Below are 19,810 nucleotides of genomic sequence, written 5' to 3' on the forward strand. Positions count from 1 at the left end.
AGAGACTTTGCGTGTATACGCGAAGTCTCTTTTTACTTGCAGTCAACTAAGCTATTTTGCTGGCTCAAGCTCTTCAAGTGCCCATTCGCAAAATTGTATAGAGCTCTCCATATCCAGCACTCGTTTCTGAATGAGTAAGTAGCGTCCAAAAGTGGTTGCTTTTAATTCACGACTCTCACTTCGTTCATCACGCAAGACTTCGTTAGCTTTCAGCAAGACCTTGTATCGTTCTAGCTCACTTTTACAAAACTCCGCTCGTTTTTGTAGAAGTTCTTTTGCCTCCTCGGGTTTGGAGAGCCATAGACTATACAGCTTAAAATGTAGCTCGTCCCGTAGGACTGGAGGCTCAGCTGGAGTTTCCACCCAATTCCGCAATTGCTCAAGTCCTGCTTCCGTAATGGAGTATTCCTTTTTATCCGGCTTATCCGATTGCTCAATGAGCTGATATGAAATGTAACCTTGCTGCTCCATGCTCATAAGAAGAGGGTAGATTTGACTATGTCCTGCTCGCCATAAGGGTTTTATATTCTGTGTTAATTCATATCCAGACAACGAGTTAGCACTTAGTAAAGCAAGAAGTCCATAAGACAGTGTATTCATTACTATGAAGCCCTCCAGTTATTATAAATCCGTTTTCATTGTGATTTTTGGCGATATGTCATCATTGACATATTATCCATACGATTATAACATTATTTAAGTTGAATTATATATGTAAAAGTAGACATATAAAAAGATAAGGAGGGGTAGCGTGGACGTTAAACAAGAAAGTAAAATTCATTTTTGGCCTATTATGATTGCCATATTCTTCGGAAACTTCGTCTCTGTCTTAAGTACAACGACCATCAACATAGCTGTTCCTCTTTTAATGAATCATTTCCATTCGAACCTGAACACTATGCAATGGATGGTTACAGGTTTTATGCTAGCAACGGGAGTAACTGCACCACTTGCCGGATATCTGGGAGGCAGATTTAGCTATAAGCGACTGTATCTATTCGCTTTGATGGGATTCACCATGTTCTCCTTACTCTGTGCAGTAGCTTGGAATCCAACCTCTCTGATTGTATTTCGAATGCTTCAGGGCTCTTGCAGCGGGCTGATTATGGCTTGTACGATGACGATTATATTCCAAGTGATTCCAGCTGAACGCAGACCTTTCGCCGTGAGCCTATGGTCGCTATCCGCGATGGTAGCCCCAGCCATAGGTCCGACATTTAGCGGATGGTTACTTCAGTATGCTAGCTGGCACTGGTTATTTTTAATTAACATTCCCATTGGGATCATTGCTGTTATTCTAACCGTAACGTTAATTCCATACTATCGAATGAATGTTCCGAAATCATTTGATATTCCTGGCTTCCTAACTGTTGTACTGGGCAGCTTATCTTTATTAACCGCATTTAGCCAAGGCAATAGCTGGGGATGGGGCTCATGGAAGACCCTATCCTTAATACTTGTGGGGATCGTACTTTTAGTTTTCTTCGTCTTGCACGAGCTGAAGGCGGAAGTACCACTGCTGAATCTGCGTGTCTTTCGAAATCGGCGTTTTACTGCCATGCTTAGTATCTATAGTTTGGTGACGATAGCAATGTATGCTGGAACTTACTTAACTCCATTGTTCTTACAAACGGTAGAAGGAGCAACAACACTTAAAACGGGGCTTATCTTATTGCCATCTTCGATTCTTCTGGCTTTACTTAGTCCAATCGTAGGTAAGATGTATCCAAAGTTTGGGCCTGTGAAGTTAATTTCTGCTGGTATTTTATTTATTTTCATCGGTTTATTCATGATGAGTCGGCTGCATACAAATGTTTCTTACAGCTTCATTATGTGGGCCATGGTGGTTCGGAATTTAGGTATTGGATTAGCTAACGTTCCGAGTAGCACAGCGTCTATGGAGGAAATTCCAGTCGAATGGTCAGGTCATGCCACATCGATCAACAACTGGGTTCGGAATGTGTTAAGCTCACTTGGGATTGCGGTGTTCACTTCTATTTTGTCCACAAGATCCATATTGCACTCTAAAGAATTGATCAGTTCAGGTGCAGGTAATGCAGATTCGATAAGATTATTATCGTTCACTATGGGTGTGAATGATGTATTCGTAGTCGGCTCTATCATCGTGTTGTTTGGATTACCACTTATGTTTTTATTGCGCAAGAAGCGTAGTGTAATTTCTGTTCAAAGTGCGGGATAACCTTCGCATCACATTAGAAAAGCAGACCAAGGACTTAGCCTTGATCTGCTTTTTTTATGTTTTTATATGTGAGAAGTATGTGGAAAGTATCTTGAAACGAAGGTATTATAAATACATCCATTAATATCAATTGAGGGGAGCAAGACAGCAGTGGGAAGAGGACTACAAAGTATTTTATTTGATTTGGATGGTACATTAACGGACCCTAAAGAAGGCATAACAAAAAGCGTAGAATACGCATTGAACAAATTTGATATACAGATCGAGCATTTGGATAAACTTCTTCCTTACATAGGCCCACCTCTCTATGATTCATTTATCGAGCTGCATCAGTTCTCAGAGGAACAAGCGCAACAAGCAGTTGTATTCTACCGTGAGCGTTACAGCACCGTTGGAATGCTTGAGAATATGGTGATTGATGGTATACCGCAATTGCTGGAAGACCTCAAGAATAAAGGATTTTCATTGTATGTAGCTACCTCCAAGCCTACTGTTTTTGCTGAACAAATTCTTGAGCATTATAAACTAGATCATTATTTTGAGCATATCGGTGGTAGTAATCTAGATGGCACCCGTTCTAAAAAGAAAGATGTGATACAGTACGTACTCGATCAGAATGCTATTCTTCCGGAGGAAGCTGTGATGATTGGGGACCGAGAGCATGATATTATCGGTGCTATAGGTTGTGGAGTAGAATCTATTGGTGTGACCTTTGGTTACGGACCTAAAGAAGAACTGGAGAATGCTGGGGCAGATCATATCGCTTATCGTGTAGAAGAAATTGCGGATATCATCCAACATATATCATTAAGAGAGCGGTGTGCGAAATGATCCAACCTCGTAATTCAATCTTGGAGGGCAATACAGTCAAGCTGATTCCAATGGATGACAGCCATGTAGAAGGGCTAGCGAGAGTATTAAGAAATCCAAACATCTGGGAATTTACTTGGCGAAAAATAACGTCGGACGAGCAGGTACAGGATTTAATCACAACCGCATTCGCAAATCAAAACAATGAATCGCAAATTCCCTTCGTCATCATTGAAAAAGCTACTGGACAAATCGTCGGTACCACTCGAATCATGCATCCGGATTTGGTTCATCGCAATGCTGAAATCGGATGTACGTGGATCTCACCTGAATATTGGAGAACGAGTGTGAATACCGAGGCTAAGTCATTACTGCTTCACTATTGTTTTGAAGAGCTAAAGCTGATTCGTGTAGAGTTTACAGTGGTGAAGACTAACTTGAGGTCACAAAGAGCGGTAGAACGATTAGGGGCTGTAAAAGAAGGGGTCCTACGCCAGCATAGAATTAGATCTGATGGTTCGATTCATGATAATGTTGTCTTTAGTATTTTGGATAAAGAATGGCCATCGGTAAAAGAGAATCTGCACTATTTATTAAATGAGAAGTACTCATAATTGTATAAAAGAAGCCAAGAGTCCCTCTCTTATGGAGAAGGACTCTTGCTCTATAGATCAGCCACTTGGCTGTTTATGGTTATTGTTTAGGACTTACAAGAATTTTCACTTGATTTTTTTCCTTCAAAAGCGCCTCAAACCCGTGTTCAATCACTTCGTTCAATTTGATTCTTTTAGTCACTAGTTTGTCTGCAGGGAAGTAACCTTGTTCCATGAGACTAATTACTGCTGGGAATACATCACGGTATCCGATGATACCAGTTAAATTACGTTCTTTAAGTACGATGTTGTTTGGAGTAATCGTAGCATCTTTTTCAAAAATACTAACGATCATGATTTGACCACTTAATTTAGTGGAATTGATAGCTTGTGTTAGAACGGGAGGGACACCTGTGACTTCAAAAGCAACATCCACGCCGCCATCGGTACGTTTTTGAATTTCTTCAACCACATCATATTGTTTAGGATCGATTACAATACCACCAAGTTCCTCAGCTTTGCTTTTACGTTCTTCTGAGAGTTCAACAACATAAATTTCAGCTGCACCGGAAGCTTTCAAAGCTTCAATCACAAGCAAACCGATAGGACCAGCGCCAAATACTACAGCCTTATCTCCGACCTTCAATTGACTGGAACGAACAGCATGCAGAGCAACTGCAGAAGGTTCTACTAGAGCGCCTTGCTCATAGGACAAGCTGTCAGGAATTTTGTGCACCATATGTTGGTCTGCTGCAACGTATTCTGAGAATCCACCGCCGCCTCCAGCCAAACCTAGGAAGCCCATTTTTTCACAAAGATTGTATTTGCCTTGTCGACAAGCTACACATTCACCACATGCAAAAACTGGTTCAACGACAACTCGATCACCAACATTAAACTTGCTAACGCCTTGACCTACTTCAACGATTTGTCCAGAGAATTCATGTCCCATTACGACTGGCGCTTTTTCACCAGTAAGGGGATGATCTGTACCTTGGGGAATGAAAATAGGACCGGCTACATATTCGTGAAGATCGCTGCCACAAATCCCGCACCATTCTATTTTGATTTTCACTTTCCCTTCAAGTGCTGCTGGTTCTTCAATCGTTTCTAACCGTAGATCTTTGACGTTATGCCATCTTAATGCTTGCATATCATTCATCTCCTAGATTAATTAATTGATAATAAAAAATGTTTTTCTCCTGGAAAAGAGGAAACGTTTCCGAGAACAAATATGTCACATAATTTTCATATTGTCAAATTTAAATACTAAAATATTAATATCGAAAATTAGTGAAAAAATTCACCTGAACTTAGCAATAGCAGGGGTATATAGACTGTGTCGTACTTGCTATAAGTGCTTTTATAAGTACATATATGTTATAATAAATACATTGGAAAAACGGCTTGAATGAGACGGATAGATTTAATAATAGCTATGATTACGGAAACGATTCCGAAAATGAGGGGACTATCAACTTGGCTAATAAAAACAAAGTAACCATAGAGGATGTAGCGAAACGAGCGGGAGTAGGTATTGCTACTGTTTCAAGAGCGATTAATAATTCGGAGGGAATTAGTTCCAAGACTAAGGCATTAGTACTGCAAGTGATTGAGGAGATGGGTTTTACACCTAATACCTCTGCACAAAGTCTGAAGATTCGCCAAACGAAGCAAATCGCTCTGGCCGTTCCCGACATTCGAAATGCCATTATTCCAGATATCGCCTGGTCCGTGGAGCAAGCAGCTAAACAGGACGGCTATCGAGTCATTCAGATTAATACTTCCGGAAATCCGCGGACAGAGCTCGAAACGATTCGTGAGATCAAGAAATTACATGTTGATGGCCTCATTATCATGCCTCTTGCTTATCCCAAGACTATGGTAGAACTAATTAATAAATCGAGTGTTCCTGTCTCGATCATTAACTACGGGAAACGCATTACAGAGAATGTGAAAGCGGATATCGTAAGCCTGTCACGTTTTGAGGGCCAGCTAATCATGGAACATCTAAGCAATATTGGCCGAACTAGAATTGCTTACGCAGGAGCTCAGAAGGATCTCATTGAAGATCGTTATCTTGCCTATCAGCAGGCGTTAAATCAAGTGGATATTTCTTTGGTTTATTTTGGCGAGGATTTCTCCTTGCAAACGGGGGTACAAGCTGCAGATTATTTCTATAGCCTGACCCATATGCCAGATGCAATATATGCTGTAAATGACATGGTTGCTATAGGGATTGTAAACCGATTTAAAGAGTTAGGCGTTCGTGTTCCTGAGGATGTGGCAGTGGTAGGGGTGGATAATAACGCATGGACAACCATTACAAGTCCGCAGATTAGTTCGGTCTCCATCATGGGCAATGAAGTCGCCCGATTGGCTACTCAGCTTCTGTTGCAACGCATTCAGGATAATATTACGGGCGACTACCAAAGGGTGCAGCTTGATCCGCGTTTAATTGTGCGAGAGTCTAGTGTTTCGGTTAAGCGTAGTACGACAGGTTGAAAATCCTCTAAATCCTGTTAGACTTAATACTAAGTAAGTTGATGGGGGAATATGAAATGAGGAGATTATTATGGCTAAAATATATAAAAGCGTAACAGATTTGATTGGTAATACACCGTTATTGGAAATTTCGAAATATAGTAAATCTCAGAACGTTGAAGCAAAAATCCTTGCCAAGTTAGAGTCTTTTAATCCTGGAGGTAGCGTCAAGGATCGTATAGGTTATGCGATGATCAAAGATGCTGAGGATAAAGGCTTAATTCATAAAGATTCTGTAATTATTGAGCCAACAAGTGGCAATACCGGCATTGGCCTTGCAATGGCTGCGACCAGCCTTGGGTACTCGTTGATTATCGTACTTCCGGATACGTTCAGTATTGAACGCCGTAAGGTGATGGCTGCACTTGGTGCTAAGCTTGTATTAACACCTGGAGCTGAAGGGATGAGCGGTGCTCTGAAAAAGGCGGAGGAATTGGCAGCGGAAATTCCACATGCATTCATTCCACAACAATTCAGCAACCCAGCTAACCCTGAAATTCACAGAACGACAACTGCAGAGGAAATTTGGCGGGATACTGATGGAAATGTAGATATTTTTATTGCGGGTGTTGGTTCTGGAGGCACCATATCAGGGGTTGGGGAAGCTTTGAAGGCTAAGAACCCTTCGGTACAGATCGTAGCTATCGAACCGTTTGATTCACCGGTATTATCTGGTGGCCGGCCTAGTGCGCATGGAATTCAGGGGATTGGTGCTAACTTCATTCCGGAGATTTACAATAAAGAGGTTGTTGATGAGATTTTTCAGGTGAAGAATAAAGACGCATTTAATGTAGCGCGTGAAATTGCCAAGACCGAGGGATTACTTGTAGGGATCTCGTCTGGCGCCGCGGTATATACAGCTACAGAAATTGCTAAACGTCCAGAAAATAAAGGGAAGACGATTGTAGTGATTTTGCCGGATACTGGTGAACGTTATTTAACAACTACTCTGTTTGATTTTAATGAATAGCTTGAACCGACCTATGACTTGAAGTTGATACAAATTTGGAGGCTCAGCGGAATGCTGAGTCTTTTTGTGCATTTAGTAACTAAAGAGTGATCGATTCAGCCCCTTATTTTACCAACAGCTATGGTACAATATAGCATAAATCGTAGTAGTTCTAAAAAAGGAGTATGAAACGTGTGAATGTGTTCAAAAAAGTTAGAAATAATTATGTGATTTGGCATGCAAATCGTATTCAGTTACTGGATTTTCCTTCAAGCCCTATCGTTAGAAAACAAATAGTTTTCTCGGGTAGAGTTCAAAACGTAGGATTCCGTTTGGAAATATATACGATTGCTGAAAGAATGAAATTAACGGGTAGGGTACAAAATTTAAACGACGGAAGTGTAGAGGTAGAAGTACAAGGAGAAGAGCAGCGAATCTCTTTTCTAGTCCATTGCATGAAATCATTGAAACGGGCATCTGTAAAGAAAGTAACTATGAGTGATCTGCCTCTTAATGAGAGTGAGAAAGATTTTACGATAGTGAAATAAGTACATATGGATTGGTAGAATTAAGAAGTGGATTGTCTTTTTTGGATTAGGAAGATAGAGGAGAAAGAATATGAATAGATTAATTGGGACTAAAGTTTCTCAGTTCATTCTTCGCTGTGTAATACACAGAATAGAATAAAATGGAACTATTGCTTAAGCCATGCGTAACCGATAAATAAAAGAGATTATGATAGAGCAGGAGGTACATATGAACTACAGAATTTTTAGAAAGATGCTTCTTACCACACTTGCCACCCTGATGTTAAGTGTTTTGCTTCTTCCGGTTTTAACTTCAGCCAAGACAGCTGTACCTAAGCATACTGGGTCATTTTATGTGAATGATTTTGCGAATGTGATCGACGAGAAAGCTGAGAATTACATGGTGAACTATGGAATTCGATTACATCAGGATACGGGTGCTCAAGTCGTAGTGGTGACAGTCGATTCTACAAATGGAGTTTCGATGGAAGAGTATGCAACTTCGCTATTCAATAGCTGGGGTGTAGGCTCTGCGGATAAGAATAACGGGCTTTTGCTACTTCTTTCTATAAAAGATGATGACTACTGGGCGGTACAAGGTAAGGGTATTGAGGACACGTTGCCTAACAGTAAGATTAAAGATATTCTCTCTCAATATCTTGAGCCGGATTTTGCAGCTAAAACTTATAGTAACGGTGCACGTAAAACTTATGGCGCTTTTATTCAAGCCATGGGTGGGACCTGGGTGGAAAATGTCGGCACCAAAAACTATGTATCAGATAATGCCGGTGTACTCAAAAAAGTAACAAAGGATTATTTGAACGAATCTAGCAACAGATATAAAACTACAACTGGCAGCGGAATTTATGTGGTTACTGTAAAGAACGCAGGAGATAAAACACTTCAGGATTATACCTACATGAAGTTTGCCTCCGTTGCTGCTGGCCCTAAGGATGTTATGCTCGTGCTAGACATAGGTGGAGACAACTATCATGTTCTGCAAGGGAAGGACATCGACAAGGTTCTAACTAATGATGCAATCAGCAATATTTTGGATACTGTACTTGAGCCCCAATTTGTGAAAAAAGATTACGGAACGGGAGCTACGGCAACTTCTAATGCTTTGTACAGCTTCTTATTGGCTAGAGCGGATCAATCCGTTGGAGCGACGGGAAATAGTGGAGGCACTACAGCCGCCAATTCTTCCTCAACAACCACTTCAGCAAAGGAGACTAGTGTTAGTGTAGGAAAAGGCCTTCTAATTTACTTGTTGATATTTGCTCCGCTCATACTGTTCGGATATGGTCTTTCACGACGCAATAAATATATTGAAATGTACGGTTTGCCATTTAATCCGTATAGCCCAAGAAATATTCGTCGGTATGGGAATTGGTACGGTCAAGCGGATTACGGTTATGGTAGACGTTGGCACAGACGTTATAATAATCACCATCATAATCACCACCATCATCATAGAAACACACCATCCAATAACTCACAGTCAAGCTTCTGGGGAAACAGTGGTGGAGGCGGATCTACTAGAGGTGGCGGAGCAGGACGATATTCCTCAAGCAACGAGAATCGTGGGGGCGGAGGCTCGAGTAGTGGCGGAGGTGCAGGTAGACATTCTTCTAGCTCTTCCAGCAGCAGCTACTCTAACAATGATAGTGGCTCTTCCGGTGGAGGAGGTTATTCCGGCGGTGGTGGCTCATCAGGTGGTGGGGGTAGCGCCAGCAGTGGTGGCGGAGCGGGTAGACACTAAAAAGGTTGAAGATGAGCAGGTTTCCGGGTTATCCGAAACCTGCTTCTTTTGTTTTAGGAGGTTACTTATTTGTTTTAGGTTGTTACTTAATAGTAACTTTTCATAAAATTTATCGTCTATGATAAAGTTAGACATTTATTTTCAAATTCCGTAATAGTCAGGGAGGAAAAAGAAGTGAGCACTTCATCATTACCTCAACGTTCCACCGTACGTAAAAAGAAGCCAACAAAAAAACGTAAGAAACGGAGTTTTTTCCGAACACTATACAAAGTGTTTTTATTCTGCTTAATTTTGTTGATTGCTGGAGGCGGTTGGTTTTACTTTGCACCTTCGGCTAAAAATCTGCGCTATTCAATCGCTGATACACTGATTACAACACAGCACCGCTACATGGCTAAATATATTATTGGTGAGGACGGATTAAAGAACAGGGTGACTGAATATAGCGCCCAATTTGAAGAGATGGGGGTCGAAAAGGATACACATACCATCACTCCTGAACCAGAAGTAAAAGAGAAACCACTGGTCGAGATAGAAAATGTATCAGGTACTGGATATTCCGGATATGTCATGATCGTTAATGATCCTACTAAAGTTCGTTTGGGAATTCCGGATAAAGTAGGGTCAGGTGAGAAAGTAACTAGTATGGTGAAGCGCACAGGTGCTATCGCTGGAGTTAACGGTGGTGGATTCGCTGACCCCAACTGGAAAGGTAACGGATTTAAACCTATCGGTATTGTGATATCACAAGGTAAGTTATATTACAACGGTCTCGGTGGCAAGAAATCCACGCAAATCGTAGGTCTTGATAAACAAGGGAAGATGGTTGCTGGAAATTATTCTTTAGACGAGATTAGTAAAATGGGTGTTCAGGAGGCAGTGACTTTTAGCCCTCGTTTAATCGTCAATGGAAAAGGATTGATTAAGAACGCGGCTGAAGGTTGGGGAATTGCACCAAGAACAGCGATGGGCCAGCGAGCTGACGGAGCGATTATATTTGTTGTTATTGATGGAAGACAACCTACTTATAGTATTGGTGCAAATCTATACGATGTGCAGCAAATCCTTCTTAAGCATGGAGCAGTGATTGCTGCCAATTTGGATGGGGGTTCTTCTACCGTACTGGTAAAAGACAACGAGATTATGAACAAGCCATCTTCTCAATATGGGGAACGATATTTACCTACGGCTTTTCTTGTGTTTGAGCACCCTGAGCAAGTCGATATGCCGAATATTTGGAAGGGACTTGACCCCTCCAAAATTGATGCTGCTAAGAAGCGTACACGCTAAAGCACTCTTAATACGTAAATAAGATAAGGATTATCTTGGATTGCCATATGAAAATATGCTACGATATCACCTAGCATGAAACAGAATACAGAACTAACAGGTCTGGAACAGGGGGAATAGGAGTGACGTTGCAACAACTCCGCTACGCTATCGAAATTGCAAATAGTGGCTCCATGAATGAGGCGGCAAAGAAGCTCTTTGTTTCTCAACCGAGCCTGTCCAATGCCATTAAAGAGTTAGAAAGTGAACTGGGGATTACGATTTTTGAGCGGACCAACCGAGGAATCAGTATTTCCGTTGAGGGAATGGAATTCCTGGGTTATGCCCGCCAAATTATTGAACAGACAGAGCTTATGGAGAATCGTTATACGGGGAAAAAGCGTAGTCCGATCTATTTTTCCATCTCTACGCAGCACTACGCCTTTGTGGTTGACGCCTTTGTAAATCTCATGAAGCACAATGACGTCTCAGAATACAACTTTAGCTTGAGAGAGACGCAAACCTACGAGATTATCGAAGATGTACGTACCTTGCGTAGTGATTTAGGAATTCTTTATATTAACGAGAGTAACTATAAGCATATGAATAAACTGTTTAGTGATGGCAATCTGAAATTCACACCACTTTTTAATACCGATCCGCATCTTTATGTTCGAACCGGACACCCGCTGGCTCATAAGGACGTCATTACACAGGATGATATTGTGCCGTTCCCTTATATCACTTTTGAACAGGGTGAGAACAATTCACTGCACTTCTCAGAGGAAATGTTAAGCTTTTCACAAATTGAGAAGAATATTAAGGTGAATGACCGAGCGACACTGACCAACTTATTAATGGGTACGGATTGCTATACGGTAGGCACAGGAATTCTGGCGTCTGATCTAAATGGTGATGGACTGAAGACGATTCCTTTTGAGAGCAATGAAGTATTTACGGTTGGCTGGATAGCGCATAAAGATCGCAGACCGAGTGTAATGGCATCTAAGTATATCGAGATTTTGAATGACCTGGTTTCAGGAAGTTATTTTGATCTAAATCATTTTTTACTATAGCAGTAGGAGGATCGGTATGATTAGACCCGTAATTGGCACCCAGAGAAATGCTCCACCCTTTCGCTACGATATCGTTGGCAGCTTCTTACGAACGGATGAGATAAAAACAGCCCGCCTCCAATATGACAATGGTGAAATCACGGGCAGTCAGCTTCATGAAATTGAGAATATTGAAATCGCCAAACTACTGGAACTGCAAAAAGAAGTGGGTTTATTGGCGGTCACAGACGGGGAATTTCGCCGTTCCTGGTGGCATCTCGATTTCTTTGTAGGGATTAAAGGAACTGAGAAGATTAACTTAAATCAAGGAAGAGCGGAAGCGGTTCAGCGCGCGGAATCTTTTCGAATCGTGGACCGGATTGCCTTTATAGATCATCCAATGATCGACCAATTTATCGCTTTGAAACAAATGGCCGGAGACCGAATTCCGAAAATGACGATCCCTTCACCTGCTTTATTTCACTTTGTGGAGGACTTTAACGGGAATGAAGTTTACCCGGATCAAGAAACCCTATTCCAAGATATTATTGCTGTTTACCGAACTGCAATCCAAGCATTCTATGATGCAGGCTGCCGTTACCTCCAGTTAGACGATACAACTTGGGGAACGCTGTGTAGTGGTAGACATCGGGCGCATTTACGAAGCAGAGGTACAGATCCAGATCAGTTGGCTAAGGATTATGTTAGGCTGATTAACGAGAGCATTGCCAATCGTCCAGGTGATATGACGATCGCGCTTCACGTATGCCGAGGTAATTTCCGTTCCACATGGTTCGCAGCTGGTGGTTATGAGCCTGTGGCCGAAGAACTTTTTTCGAATACTAAAGTGGATGCTTTTTTCTTGGAGTATGATAATGAGCGAGCGGGCGATTTTGAGCCCTTACGATTTATTAAAGATCAATTTGTGGTATTGGGACTAGTTACTACGAAACATGGTGGTCTTGAGAGCAAAGAGCAGCTCAAAGCGCGTATTGAAGAAGCGGCACAATATGTAGATATTGAGAAGCTTTGCTTAAGTCCTCAATGTGGGTTTGCTTCCACCGAGGAAGGAAATATCCTAACCGAAGAAGAGCAGTGGGATAAAATACGCCTCGTAATTGAAACAGCCCAAGAGGTTTGGGTATAAATAAAATAAGTTTTTAGAAGGCTCCTGTTTGATTTAGGGGCCTTTTTTATGCGTGTATTGTAACAGCTTAGAGGATTAACCTACCAGCGCACTTTACTAGAGCTATTAATCAAGGGTATAATAAGTAACAATTGTTTTTAATTCATGTTGAAAGAGAGCGGGAACAATATGGGTCGTAAGTGGAATAATATTAAGGAAAAGAAAGCCTCCAAAGACGCCAACACAAGTCGCGTCTATGCAAAGTTTGGTGTTGAGATTTATGTAGCAGCCAAGAAAGGTGAACCCGATCCAGAAGCAAACCGGGCCTTGAAGGTTGTATTAGAACGTGCAAAAACTTACAATGTACCAAAAGCCATTATTGACCGCGCAATGGATAAAGCCAAAGGCAGCGGTGATGAGAATTATGAAGAGCTTCGTTACGAAGGATTTGGACCTAACGGTTCGATGATCATCGTCGATGCACTTACGAATAACGTTAACCGTACAGCGCCTTTGATCCGTTCTACATTCAGTAAGAATGGCGGGAATATGGGTGTCAGCGGATCTGTAGCCTACATGTTTGACTCAACGGCTGTTATCGGTGTAGAAGGTAAAACTGCCGATGAAGTGATTGAGATGATGTTCGATGCAGAACTTGATGTACGTGATGTTCTAGAAGAGGATGAAGCGGTTATCGTGTACGCTGAACCTGATCAGTTCCATGCTGTACAAGAAGTGTTCAGGAATGCAGGAATCACTGAGTTTACGGTTGCTGAGCTGAACATGCTTCCACAGAACTATGTAACACTTCCTGAAGATGCACAAGCTCAATTCGAAAAATTGATTGATGCCTTAGAAGATTTAGAAGATGTTCAACAAGTGTATCATAACGTAGATTCTGAGGACTAAGAATAACATATAACAAGGCGATGGAGTTCGCCACAACCGTCTCTTCAGACTAATGACTCCTACCAGAGTGAGCTTCACTGGTAGGAGTCTGTTTTGTTGCTAGAGACTAATTTATACTGACTTTGGGAGTTGCTGTTATGAATCAATGGTCTGCACGATGGCATGAATTCGTGAAGAAAAGAAGTCATTTTGCACTTTGGAGTACATTTATCAAATGGATTGTACTCGGAAGTGTGGTTGGACTCTTATCGGGAACTGCCTCGGCTTTCTTTCTGAAAAGCTTAGACTATGTAACAGATGTACGTTTAGAGCATCCATGGCTACTTTATTTGCTGCCTCTTGGGGGAGTATTTGTTAGTTTCTTATATATGCGTTACGGAAAAAACAGCGCTAAAGGAAATAACCTTATTATAGAACAAATTCAGGATGGTACAGAGACCATTCCATTACGCATGGCACCCTTAGTATTGTTAGGAACACTGGTCACTCACTTGTTTGGTGGATCTGCCGGACGGGAGGGAACAGCTGTACAAATGGGAGGAAGCCTCGCGGAGTGGTTTGGGAAATTAATCAAAATCAGCCCGTTAGATCGCAAAATACTGTTAATGTGCGGGATTAGCGGTGGCTTCGGTTCTATTTTCGGAACACCGCTGGCTGGAACCTTATTTGGTCTAGAGGTAGTAACCATTGGACTTATTAGCCAACAGGCATTACTTCCATGTTTTGTGGCTAGCTTTGTTGGTGATCTGGTCACCACTCGATTGTGGGGCGTTCATCATACTCACTATGTCGTGAATGAATTTCCAACCTTAAGTTTAATGATTATTCTAAAAGTGGTATTGGCCTCTGTAATTTTTGGTCTCGTGAGTATGCTTTTCAGTGAACTGACTCATTTACTAAAAAGAATCTTCACCGCCATGATAAGTAATCCTATGATAAAAGGTGCAGTGGGTGGTTTGATTATCATAGCGTTAGTATTCCTTGTAGGGTCCCGTGATTACTTAGGCCTCGGAATTCCATTAATCAAGGATTCTTTTGAGGGAGATGTCTCTCCTTTCGCTTTTTTATGGAAGCTGATCTTTACCGCCTTTACCTTAGGAACAGGATTTCAGGGTGGTGAGGTTACTCCGCTATTTGCGATTGGAGCCACATTAGGTAATGCTTTGGCTGGAATTTTACATGTATATGGACCGTTTCTGGCAGCTCTCGGATTCATTGCTGTCTTCTGTGGAGCTACCAGTACGCCTATCGCTTGCTTTTTAATGGGGATTGAGCTGTTCGGGTCAGAGGGGGCTGTATACATGTTCATCGCTTGTGTAGTGAGTTATTTATTCTCCGGACATAGTAGTATTTATACTTCACAGCTTATTGGTGTATCGAAGAGCCAGTTCATTTCAATTCCTCAAGGGACTAGAATAAGTAATGTTAAACGACCTCGCAAAAAATAACAACATTTCCCGTTCTAAGTTGACAAGTAACGGCATGCGTTTTAAACTGTTACCAAACGAAGGGATGGTTTAACATGATTCATGTAGAAACTGTAAAGTTATATACCAGAGGCTGCTCCGAACAATCGGATACAAACGATGAAACGTTGTCCGGAGCTTAATCGAAAAGCAAATCGCTTTTTATATCATCGAAAGATAGCTAGGTCATTTTAGTGTGATTATTCATGCTTATTTGATTGCGCCATCTTCCGATGTTAATGATTAAGAGGCTGTAGACAATTTTCGTCTACAGCCTTTTGTGTTATATTGCTCAGTTTCTACACTGACATTTATATGTTTGTGCCGTTCATTCGTGCACTGACAAGCAGAAGGCTTGCACCTAAGGGTGCAGTGTCTTCTGCTTTTTTTGCGTTCTTAATTAATTTTAGAAAAGAGGAATAGGAAATGAGTTTACTTGAGGTTTCTAATTTATCACATGCTTTTGGCGATAAGGTTCTATACAAGAATGTTTCTATGGAATTATACAAGGGTGAGCATGTCGGTGTGGTTGGCCAGAATGGAACGGGGAAAAGTACGTTTATTAGCATTTTGACAGGCGAAGTGATCCCGGATGTTGGAATGATAAAGTGGCAGCCCAATATTACAATCGGTCATCTCGATCAATATGCTGTCATGGATGGAAACCGTACGGTTCATAATTATTTAAGACAGGCTTTCTCAGAATTATATGAACTAGAACGAAAAATAAATGAGCTCTATGAAGAGTGCGCTGTAACTGGCAACGAAACGTTATTACAAAAGGCAGCAGACTACCAGGAACGATTAGAAGCGCTAGACTATTATTCAATGGAGAGCAACATCAGTAAGATGGTTACCGGTCTAGGAATCAACGCGATTGGAATCGACCGTCCCATCGAGCAGTTAAGCGGGGGGCAACGGACGAAAGTCATTCTGGCCAAGCTTTTACTTGAACAACCTGATGTGTTATTACTCGATGAACCAACCAATTATCTGGATAAGGAACATGTAAACTGGCTCGCTGAGTATCTGATTGCATTCAATCAAGCGTTCATTGTAGTGTCTCACAACTATGCCTTTCTCGATAAAATATCCACTAGTATTTGCGATATTGAGGGCGAAACGATTAAAAAATACCACGGGAAATACTCGGATTTTGTGAAGCAGAAGGAACATTTACGAGAGAGTCATATCCGGCAATATCATGCACAGCAGAAAAAAATCGAAACCACTGAGCAATTCATTCGAAAAAACGGTGCAGGTGTTAATTCCAAAATTGCCCGTGGTCGCCAAAAACAGCTGGATAGAATGGAACGAATCGCTGCTCCGACATTTGTCTCCAAAGCGTCTATTCGCTTTAAGGAGCTTCCGTGCATGTCACAAGTAGTCCTTAAAGTGGATCACTTAGTCGTAGGTTACGATAAGCCTTTGCTGCCTAAATTAAAGTTCTCCATTCGCGGTGGACAAAAGCTCGTGATTACGGGGTTCAACGGAATCGGGAAATCAACATTGCTAAAGACATTGGTTGGAGAGATCCAAGGGATTACCGGCAGGTTTCAGTTCGCAGAACAAGTTAAAGTGGGTTATTTCGAGCAAGATTTAACTTGGGAAGACGATACAATGACACCTATTCAGGTGATTTCAGCTTATAATCCCAAACTGACAGTAAAGGAAATACGTCGCTATCTAGCGCAGTGTGTTGTTAAAGATAACCTTGTAACACAGTCAATACGTACACTCAGCGGTGGGGAGCAATCTAAAGTTAAGCTGTGCCTATTACTGCTTTCAGAATATAACTTTCTAATTATGGATGAGCCGACCAATCACTTAGATGCTGAAACGAAAGATGCTTTACAGAAAGCTCTAATCCAATTTAGTGGAACTGTGATACTTGTTTCTCATGAAGAACAATTTTATAAGGGATGGGTTGATCGTGTGCTCAACATAGGAGATGAAACCAGCAATAAAGGAGTTAAGTACTAATGCAAACCATGAATGACCATTGGAAAAGAAAAATAACCCTATTTCTAACGGCTCAAACCATATCTTTATTTGGATCTTCGCTTGTTCAATATGCGATTATTTGGTATATCACTCTAACAACTACCTCAGGGGTGATGATGACGATATCAACCGTCTGTGGATTTCTCCCGCAGATGGCCATCTCGCTGTTTGCTGGGGTATGGATCGACCGTTATAGTCGTAAAAAAATGATCATGCTAGCAGACGGTATGATTGCGATCGCTACACTTATTCTCGCTGTGATGTTTTTGTTGGGTTATCACAATATTTGGTTGCTATATTTAATTTTGCTGATCCGAGCAGCAGGTACGGGCATACAGGTTCCTGCTGTGAACGCACTTATACCTCAAATTGTTCCAAAAGATCAGCTTATGAAGGTAAACGGAGTAAACAGCAGTATTTCATCCTTGATGATGTTTCTGGCTCCAGCTGCAGGTGGTGTGATCCTGTCGATTAGTACCATTGAAACTGCCTTTTTTATCGATGTGATGACTGCAATTATTGGGATCGGTATGATGTGTATAATCGTTATTCCAGCTCACGCTAAAGTGGAGGATGGTCAGAAATCGAATGTACAAGACATTAAGGAAGGATTTAAGTATCTAAAGGATCATGCTTTTATTAAGCAATTACTAATCTATTTATTTGTCGTAATGATACTGATTAGTCCAGCCGCCTTCTTAACCCCTCTAATGGTGAGTCGATCCTTTGGTCCAGAAGTATGGAGATTGACCGCAAGTGAGATGACTTTTAGTGCTGGGGCGTTAGTTGGGGGGACTCTGATCGCATCTTGGGGCGGCTTTAAGTCTCGTATGCATACCAACATTCTAGCATGTGTTCTCTACGGTTTGCTGATGGTTGGACTTGGCGTCGCTCCTATGTTTGCAATGTACCTATTGTTTAACTTGTTGATTGGTATAACGATGCCTTGCTTTAACGCTCCTTTGACAGTGTTGTTGCAGCAGAATGTGGATCCGGATATGCAAGGTAGGATATTTAGTCTTGTTCAAGTAACGAATTCATGTGCTTTGCCACTCGGGATGGTGCTGTTTGGTCCGCTAGCTGATAGTATCCAAGTGGAGACAATTCTTTTACTCGCTGGTATTACAGTGATTATGTGCGCCTTGTATGCAATGATTAAACTTCTTGCCTTAGCAAAGGACTACGATTAACATGAAGTTATTCCAAAAAAATACAATCATAGCCCAGAGGGATCTTAGTTCGGTAAATTGTGGAGGGGGTTAGGTATGTATATCCATATATCTTCTTTAACACAGTTCCAAGGATTAGAGCCAATTGACTCATCCCTCGAGCTATTCCTTAATCAGCATTTAGATCGTTATGATAAGTTGGAGCCTCACATCCATGCTTTTGTATCGGAAGAGAAAAGAACAGATAGAATCATGAGTGAAGTAGCGCTGCTAAGACAAACCTATCATGAGCTCCCAAAACCATCATTATACGGAGTTCCAGTAGGAGTTAAGGATCTAATTCATATAGACGGCTTGCCCACTCGTGCCGGTTCAAATCTTCCTCCACAGGAATTAACGCGTTCAGAAGGTAGTTTTATTAAAAAGCTGCGGCAAAAAGGAGTATGGTTCACAGGCAAAACGGTGACCGAAGAGTTCGCATATGCCGGGCATCTCCCAACTCGTAATCCTCATCATTTGGATCATACACCAGGCGGCTCTAGTGCAGGGTCTGCAGCGGCAGTTGCCACGGGTATGTGTCCATTTGCGATAGGCACACAAAGTTTGCGTTCTGTTATGGCACCTGCTTCTTTCTGTGGTGTTGTTGGATTTAAGCCAAGCTATGGACGTATCCCTTTGGATGGTGTTCAGTTGATGTCCCCTTCATTTGATACGATGGGATTTTTCACACAGGATATGGTTAGCATGGAGCGGATCTCTTCAGAACTCATCTCGGAATGGAGGCCTTTCGAATCTAACCGTAAACCAGTGCTTGGTATTCCAGAAGGGGTATTCATGACTTTATTGGAAGAGGACGCTAAACATACTTTTTGGAGCCAGATTAAGAAGTTGGAAGAGGCGGGCTTCATCATAAAAACGGTTAAGATGCCATGGGAAGATAGTTTCATCTATGGGGATGCAATGTTGAGATTAGTACAAGGGGAAATGGCTCAAGTGCATGCCGTACGATTTGAAAAATATAAAGATTACTATGGTTCGGCGATGCGTGCTGGTATTGAATCAGGTCAAACCATCAAAGAGGAAGAACTGGAGCGATATCGTAGAGGACAAATCAAATTGAGATATGATCTACTTTATGTTCAAAAGTCAGAGGGGATTGATATTTGGGTCTCGCCCGCTCAAGCAGGAACTGCTCCATTGTGGGGAACACGGACAGGATGGGCTGGAATGACAGCCATTTGGTCATACGCAGGAGCGCCAACTGTGAGCATTCCTTCAGCCACTATTCATAACATGCCTTTAGGATTTCAATGTATTGGGGCTTACGGGCAGGATGAAGAGCTTATATATTGGAGTAGACTTGTATCACTAGCACTGGGGTGAGCCTATTTGGGCTACAGATGGGGCATGTTCGAGGTTAGATAACA

17 protein-coding genes and 1 riboswitch are annotated in these 19,810 nt (G+C 41.7%); of the genes, 15 read left to right on the plus strand and 2 right to left on the minus strand.

Annotation, left to right across the window (positions count from 1 at the left end; all coding sequences use genetic code 11):
• Nucleotides 1–51: 51 nt before the first annotated feature.
• The gene (locus tag H70737_RS13450; protein WP_042187948.1) at nucleotides 52–600 is read right to left on the minus strand and encodes a PadR family transcriptional regulator; all 549 of its coding nucleotides are present in this window, start codon (nucleotides 598–600) and stop codon (nucleotides 52–54) included.
• A 151-nt stretch (nucleotides 601–751) separates the two neighbouring features.
• Here H70737_RS13450 and H70737_RS13455 point away from each other — a divergent pair, with 151 nt between their 5' ends.
• The 3 genes from H70737_RS13455 to H70737_RS13465 all read left to right on the plus strand — a co-directional run bounded on the left by H70737_RS13455 (nucleotide 752) and on the right by H70737_RS13465 (nucleotide 3,624).
• Nucleotides 752–2,200, plus strand: a complete 1,449-nt coding sequence (locus tag H70737_RS13455) for an MDR family MFS transporter (protein WP_231573443.1) — start codon at nucleotides 752–754, stop codon at nucleotides 2,198–2,200.
• A 150-nt stretch (nucleotides 2,201–2,350) separates the two neighbouring features.
• Complete coding sequence (locus tag H70737_RS13460; RefSeq protein ID WP_042187950.1) at nucleotides 2,351–3,031, plus strand: HAD family hydrolase; 681 nt, start codon at nucleotides 2,351–2,353, stop codon at nucleotides 3,029–3,031.
• A complete protein-coding gene (locus tag H70737_RS13465; RefSeq protein ID WP_042187952.1) occupies nucleotides 3,028–3,624 on the plus strand; it encodes a GNAT family N-acetyltransferase in 597 nt (198 codons plus the stop codon). Before H70737_RS13460 ends, H70737_RS13465 begins: the two co-directional genes overlap by 4 nt.
• 79 nt (nucleotides 3,625–3,703) lie before the next feature.
• Here the strand turns inward: H70737_RS13465 and H70737_RS13470 are convergent, their stop codons facing one another.
• Complete coding sequence (locus tag H70737_RS13470) at nucleotides 3,704–4,756, minus strand: 2,3-butanediol dehydrogenase (protein ID WP_042187954.1); 1,053 nt, start codon at nucleotides 4,754–4,756, stop codon at nucleotides 3,704–3,706.
• Nucleotides 4,757–5,082: 326 nt separating this feature from the next.
• Here H70737_RS13470 and H70737_RS13475 point away from each other — a divergent pair, with 326 nt between their 5' ends.
• The 12 genes from H70737_RS13475 (at nucleotide 5,083) to H70737_RS13530 (ending at nucleotide 19,766) form a co-directional block, all read left to right on the plus strand.
• A complete protein-coding gene (locus H70737_RS13475; protein WP_042193856.1) occupies nucleotides 5,083–6,108 on the plus strand; it encodes a LacI family DNA-binding transcriptional regulator in 1,026 nt (341 codons plus the stop codon).
• A 70-nt stretch (nucleotides 6,109–6,178) separates the two neighbouring features.
• Nucleotides 6,179–7,117 carry a cysteine synthase A gene (gene cysK / locus H70737_RS13480; RefSeq protein ID WP_042187956.1) on the plus strand — a complete coding sequence of 313 codons (939 nt, stop codon included), beginning with the start codon at nucleotides 6,179–6,181 and terminating at the stop codon, nucleotides 7,115–7,117.
• Between the two features lie 164 nt (nucleotides 7,118–7,281).
• Complete coding sequence (locus H70737_RS13485; RefSeq protein WP_231573444.1) at nucleotides 7,282–7,644, plus strand: acylphosphatase; 363 nt, start codon at nucleotides 7,282–7,284, stop codon at nucleotides 7,642–7,644.
• A gap of 208 nt (nucleotides 7,645–7,852) precedes the next feature.
• Nucleotides 7,853–9,385, plus strand: coding sequence for a TPM domain-containing protein (locus tag H70737_RS29795; protein WP_052404277.1), 1,533 nt, complete (start codon nucleotides 7,853–7,855; stop codon nucleotides 9,383–9,385).
• Nucleotides 9,386–9,559: 174 nt separating this feature from the next.
• Nucleotides 9,560–10,675, plus strand: a complete 1,116-nt coding sequence (locus H70737_RS13495) for a phosphodiester glycosidase family protein (RefSeq protein ID WP_042187959.1) — start codon at nucleotides 9,560–9,562, stop codon at nucleotides 10,673–10,675.
• A gap of 122 nt (nucleotides 10,676–10,797) precedes the next feature.
• Entirely contained in the window at nucleotides 10,798–11,730 is a 933-nt protein-coding gene (locus tag H70737_RS13500) for a LysR family transcriptional regulator (protein ID WP_042187960.1), read from the plus strand.
• A gap of 16 nt (nucleotides 11,731–11,746) precedes the next feature.
• Nucleotides 11,747–12,856, plus strand: coding sequence for a 5-methyltetrahydropteroyltriglutamate--homocysteine S-methyltransferase (locus H70737_RS13505; protein WP_042187962.1), 1,110 nt, complete (start codon nucleotides 11,747–11,749; stop codon nucleotides 12,854–12,856).
• 168 nt (nucleotides 12,857–13,024) lie between these two features.
• Nucleotides 13,025–13,744 (plus strand): YebC/PmpR family DNA-binding transcriptional regulator, encoded by a 720-nt coding sequence (locus H70737_RS13510; protein WP_042187963.1) that lies wholly within the window; start codon nucleotides 13,025–13,027, stop codon nucleotides 13,742–13,744.
• 7 nt (nucleotides 13,745–13,751) lie between these two features.
• A riboswitch (Fluoride riboswitch) is annotated at nucleotides 13,752–13,813 on the plus strand.
• Between the two features lie 68 nt (nucleotides 13,814–13,881).
• The gene (locus H70737_RS13515) at nucleotides 13,882–15,192 is read left to right on the plus strand and encodes a voltage-gated chloride channel family protein (protein WP_042187964.1); all 1,311 of its coding nucleotides are present in this window, start codon (nucleotides 13,882–13,884) and stop codon (nucleotides 15,190–15,192) included.
• A gap of 444 nt (nucleotides 15,193–15,636) precedes the next feature.
• Nucleotides 15,637–17,193 carry an ABC-F family ATP-binding cassette domain-containing protein gene (locus H70737_RS13520; RefSeq protein ID WP_042187966.1) on the plus strand — a complete coding sequence of 519 codons (1,557 nt, stop codon included), beginning with the start codon at nucleotides 15,637–15,639 and terminating at the stop codon, nucleotides 17,191–17,193.
• Between the two features lie 8 nt (nucleotides 17,194–17,201).
• A complete protein-coding gene (locus H70737_RS13525; protein WP_442950258.1) occupies nucleotides 17,202–18,404 on the plus strand; it encodes an MFS transporter in 1,203 nt (400 codons plus the stop codon).
• A 75-nt stretch (nucleotides 18,405–18,479) separates the two neighbouring features.
• The gene (locus H70737_RS13530) at nucleotides 18,480–19,766 is read left to right on the plus strand and encodes an amidase (protein WP_052404278.1); all 1,287 of its coding nucleotides are present in this window, start codon (nucleotides 18,480–18,482) and stop codon (nucleotides 19,764–19,766) included.
• Nucleotides 19,767–19,810 lie beyond the last annotated feature (44 nt).

Source organism: Paenibacillus sp. FSL H7-0737, from assembly GCF_000758545.1.
GTDB lineage: Bacteria > Bacillota > Bacilli > Paenibacillales > Paenibacillaceae > Paenibacillus_AQ.

What these genes read in the sequence shown, in the direction of transcription:
- H70737_RS13465 (WP_042187952.1), top strand. Translation starts at nt 3,028, where the DNA reads ATGATCCAACCTCGTAATTCAATCTTGGAGGGCAATACAGTCAAGCTG.
- H70737_RS13530 (WP_052404278.1), top strand. Translation starts at nt 18,480, where the DNA reads ATGTATATCCATATATCTTCTTTAACACAGTTCCAAGGATTAGAGCCA.
- H70737_RS13485 (WP_231573444.1), top strand. Translation starts at nt 7,282, where the DNA reads ATGAAACGTGTGAATGTGTTCAAAAAAGTTAGAAATAATTATGTGATT.
- H70737_RS13450 (WP_042187948.1), bottom strand. Translation starts at nt 600, where the DNA reads ATGAATACACTGTCTTATGGACTTCTTGCTTTACTAAGTGCTAACTCG.
- H70737_RS13505 (WP_042187962.1), top strand. Translation starts at nt 11,747, where the DNA reads ATGATTAGACCCGTAATTGGCACCCAGAGAAATGCTCCACCCTTTCGC.
- H70737_RS13525 (WP_442950258.1), top strand. Translation starts at nt 17,202, where the DNA reads ATGAATGACCATTGGAAAAGAAAAATAACCCTATTTCTAACGGCTCAA.
- H70737_RS13520 (WP_042187966.1), top strand. Translation starts at nt 15,637, where the DNA reads ATGAGTTTACTTGAGGTTTCTAATTTATCACATGCTTTTGGCGATAAG.
- H70737_RS13470 (WP_042187954.1), bottom strand. Translation starts at nt 4,756, where the DNA reads ATGCAAGCATTAAGATGGCATAACGTCAAAGATCTACGGTTAGAAACG.
- H70737_RS13510 (WP_042187963.1), top strand. Translation starts at nt 13,025, where the DNA reads ATGGGTCGTAAGTGGAATAATATTAAGGAAAAGAAAGCCTCCAAAGAC.
- cysK (WP_042187956.1), top strand. Translation starts at nt 6,179, where the DNA reads ATGGCTAAAATATATAAAAGCGTAACAGATTTGATTGGTAATACACCG.
- H70737_RS13515 (WP_042187964.1), top strand. Translation starts at nt 13,882, where the DNA reads ATGAATCAATGGTCTGCACGATGGCATGAATTCGTGAAGAAAAGAAGT.
- H70737_RS29795 (WP_052404277.1), top strand. Translation starts at nt 7,853, where the DNA reads ATGAACTACAGAATTTTTAGAAAGATGCTTCTTACCACACTTGCCACC.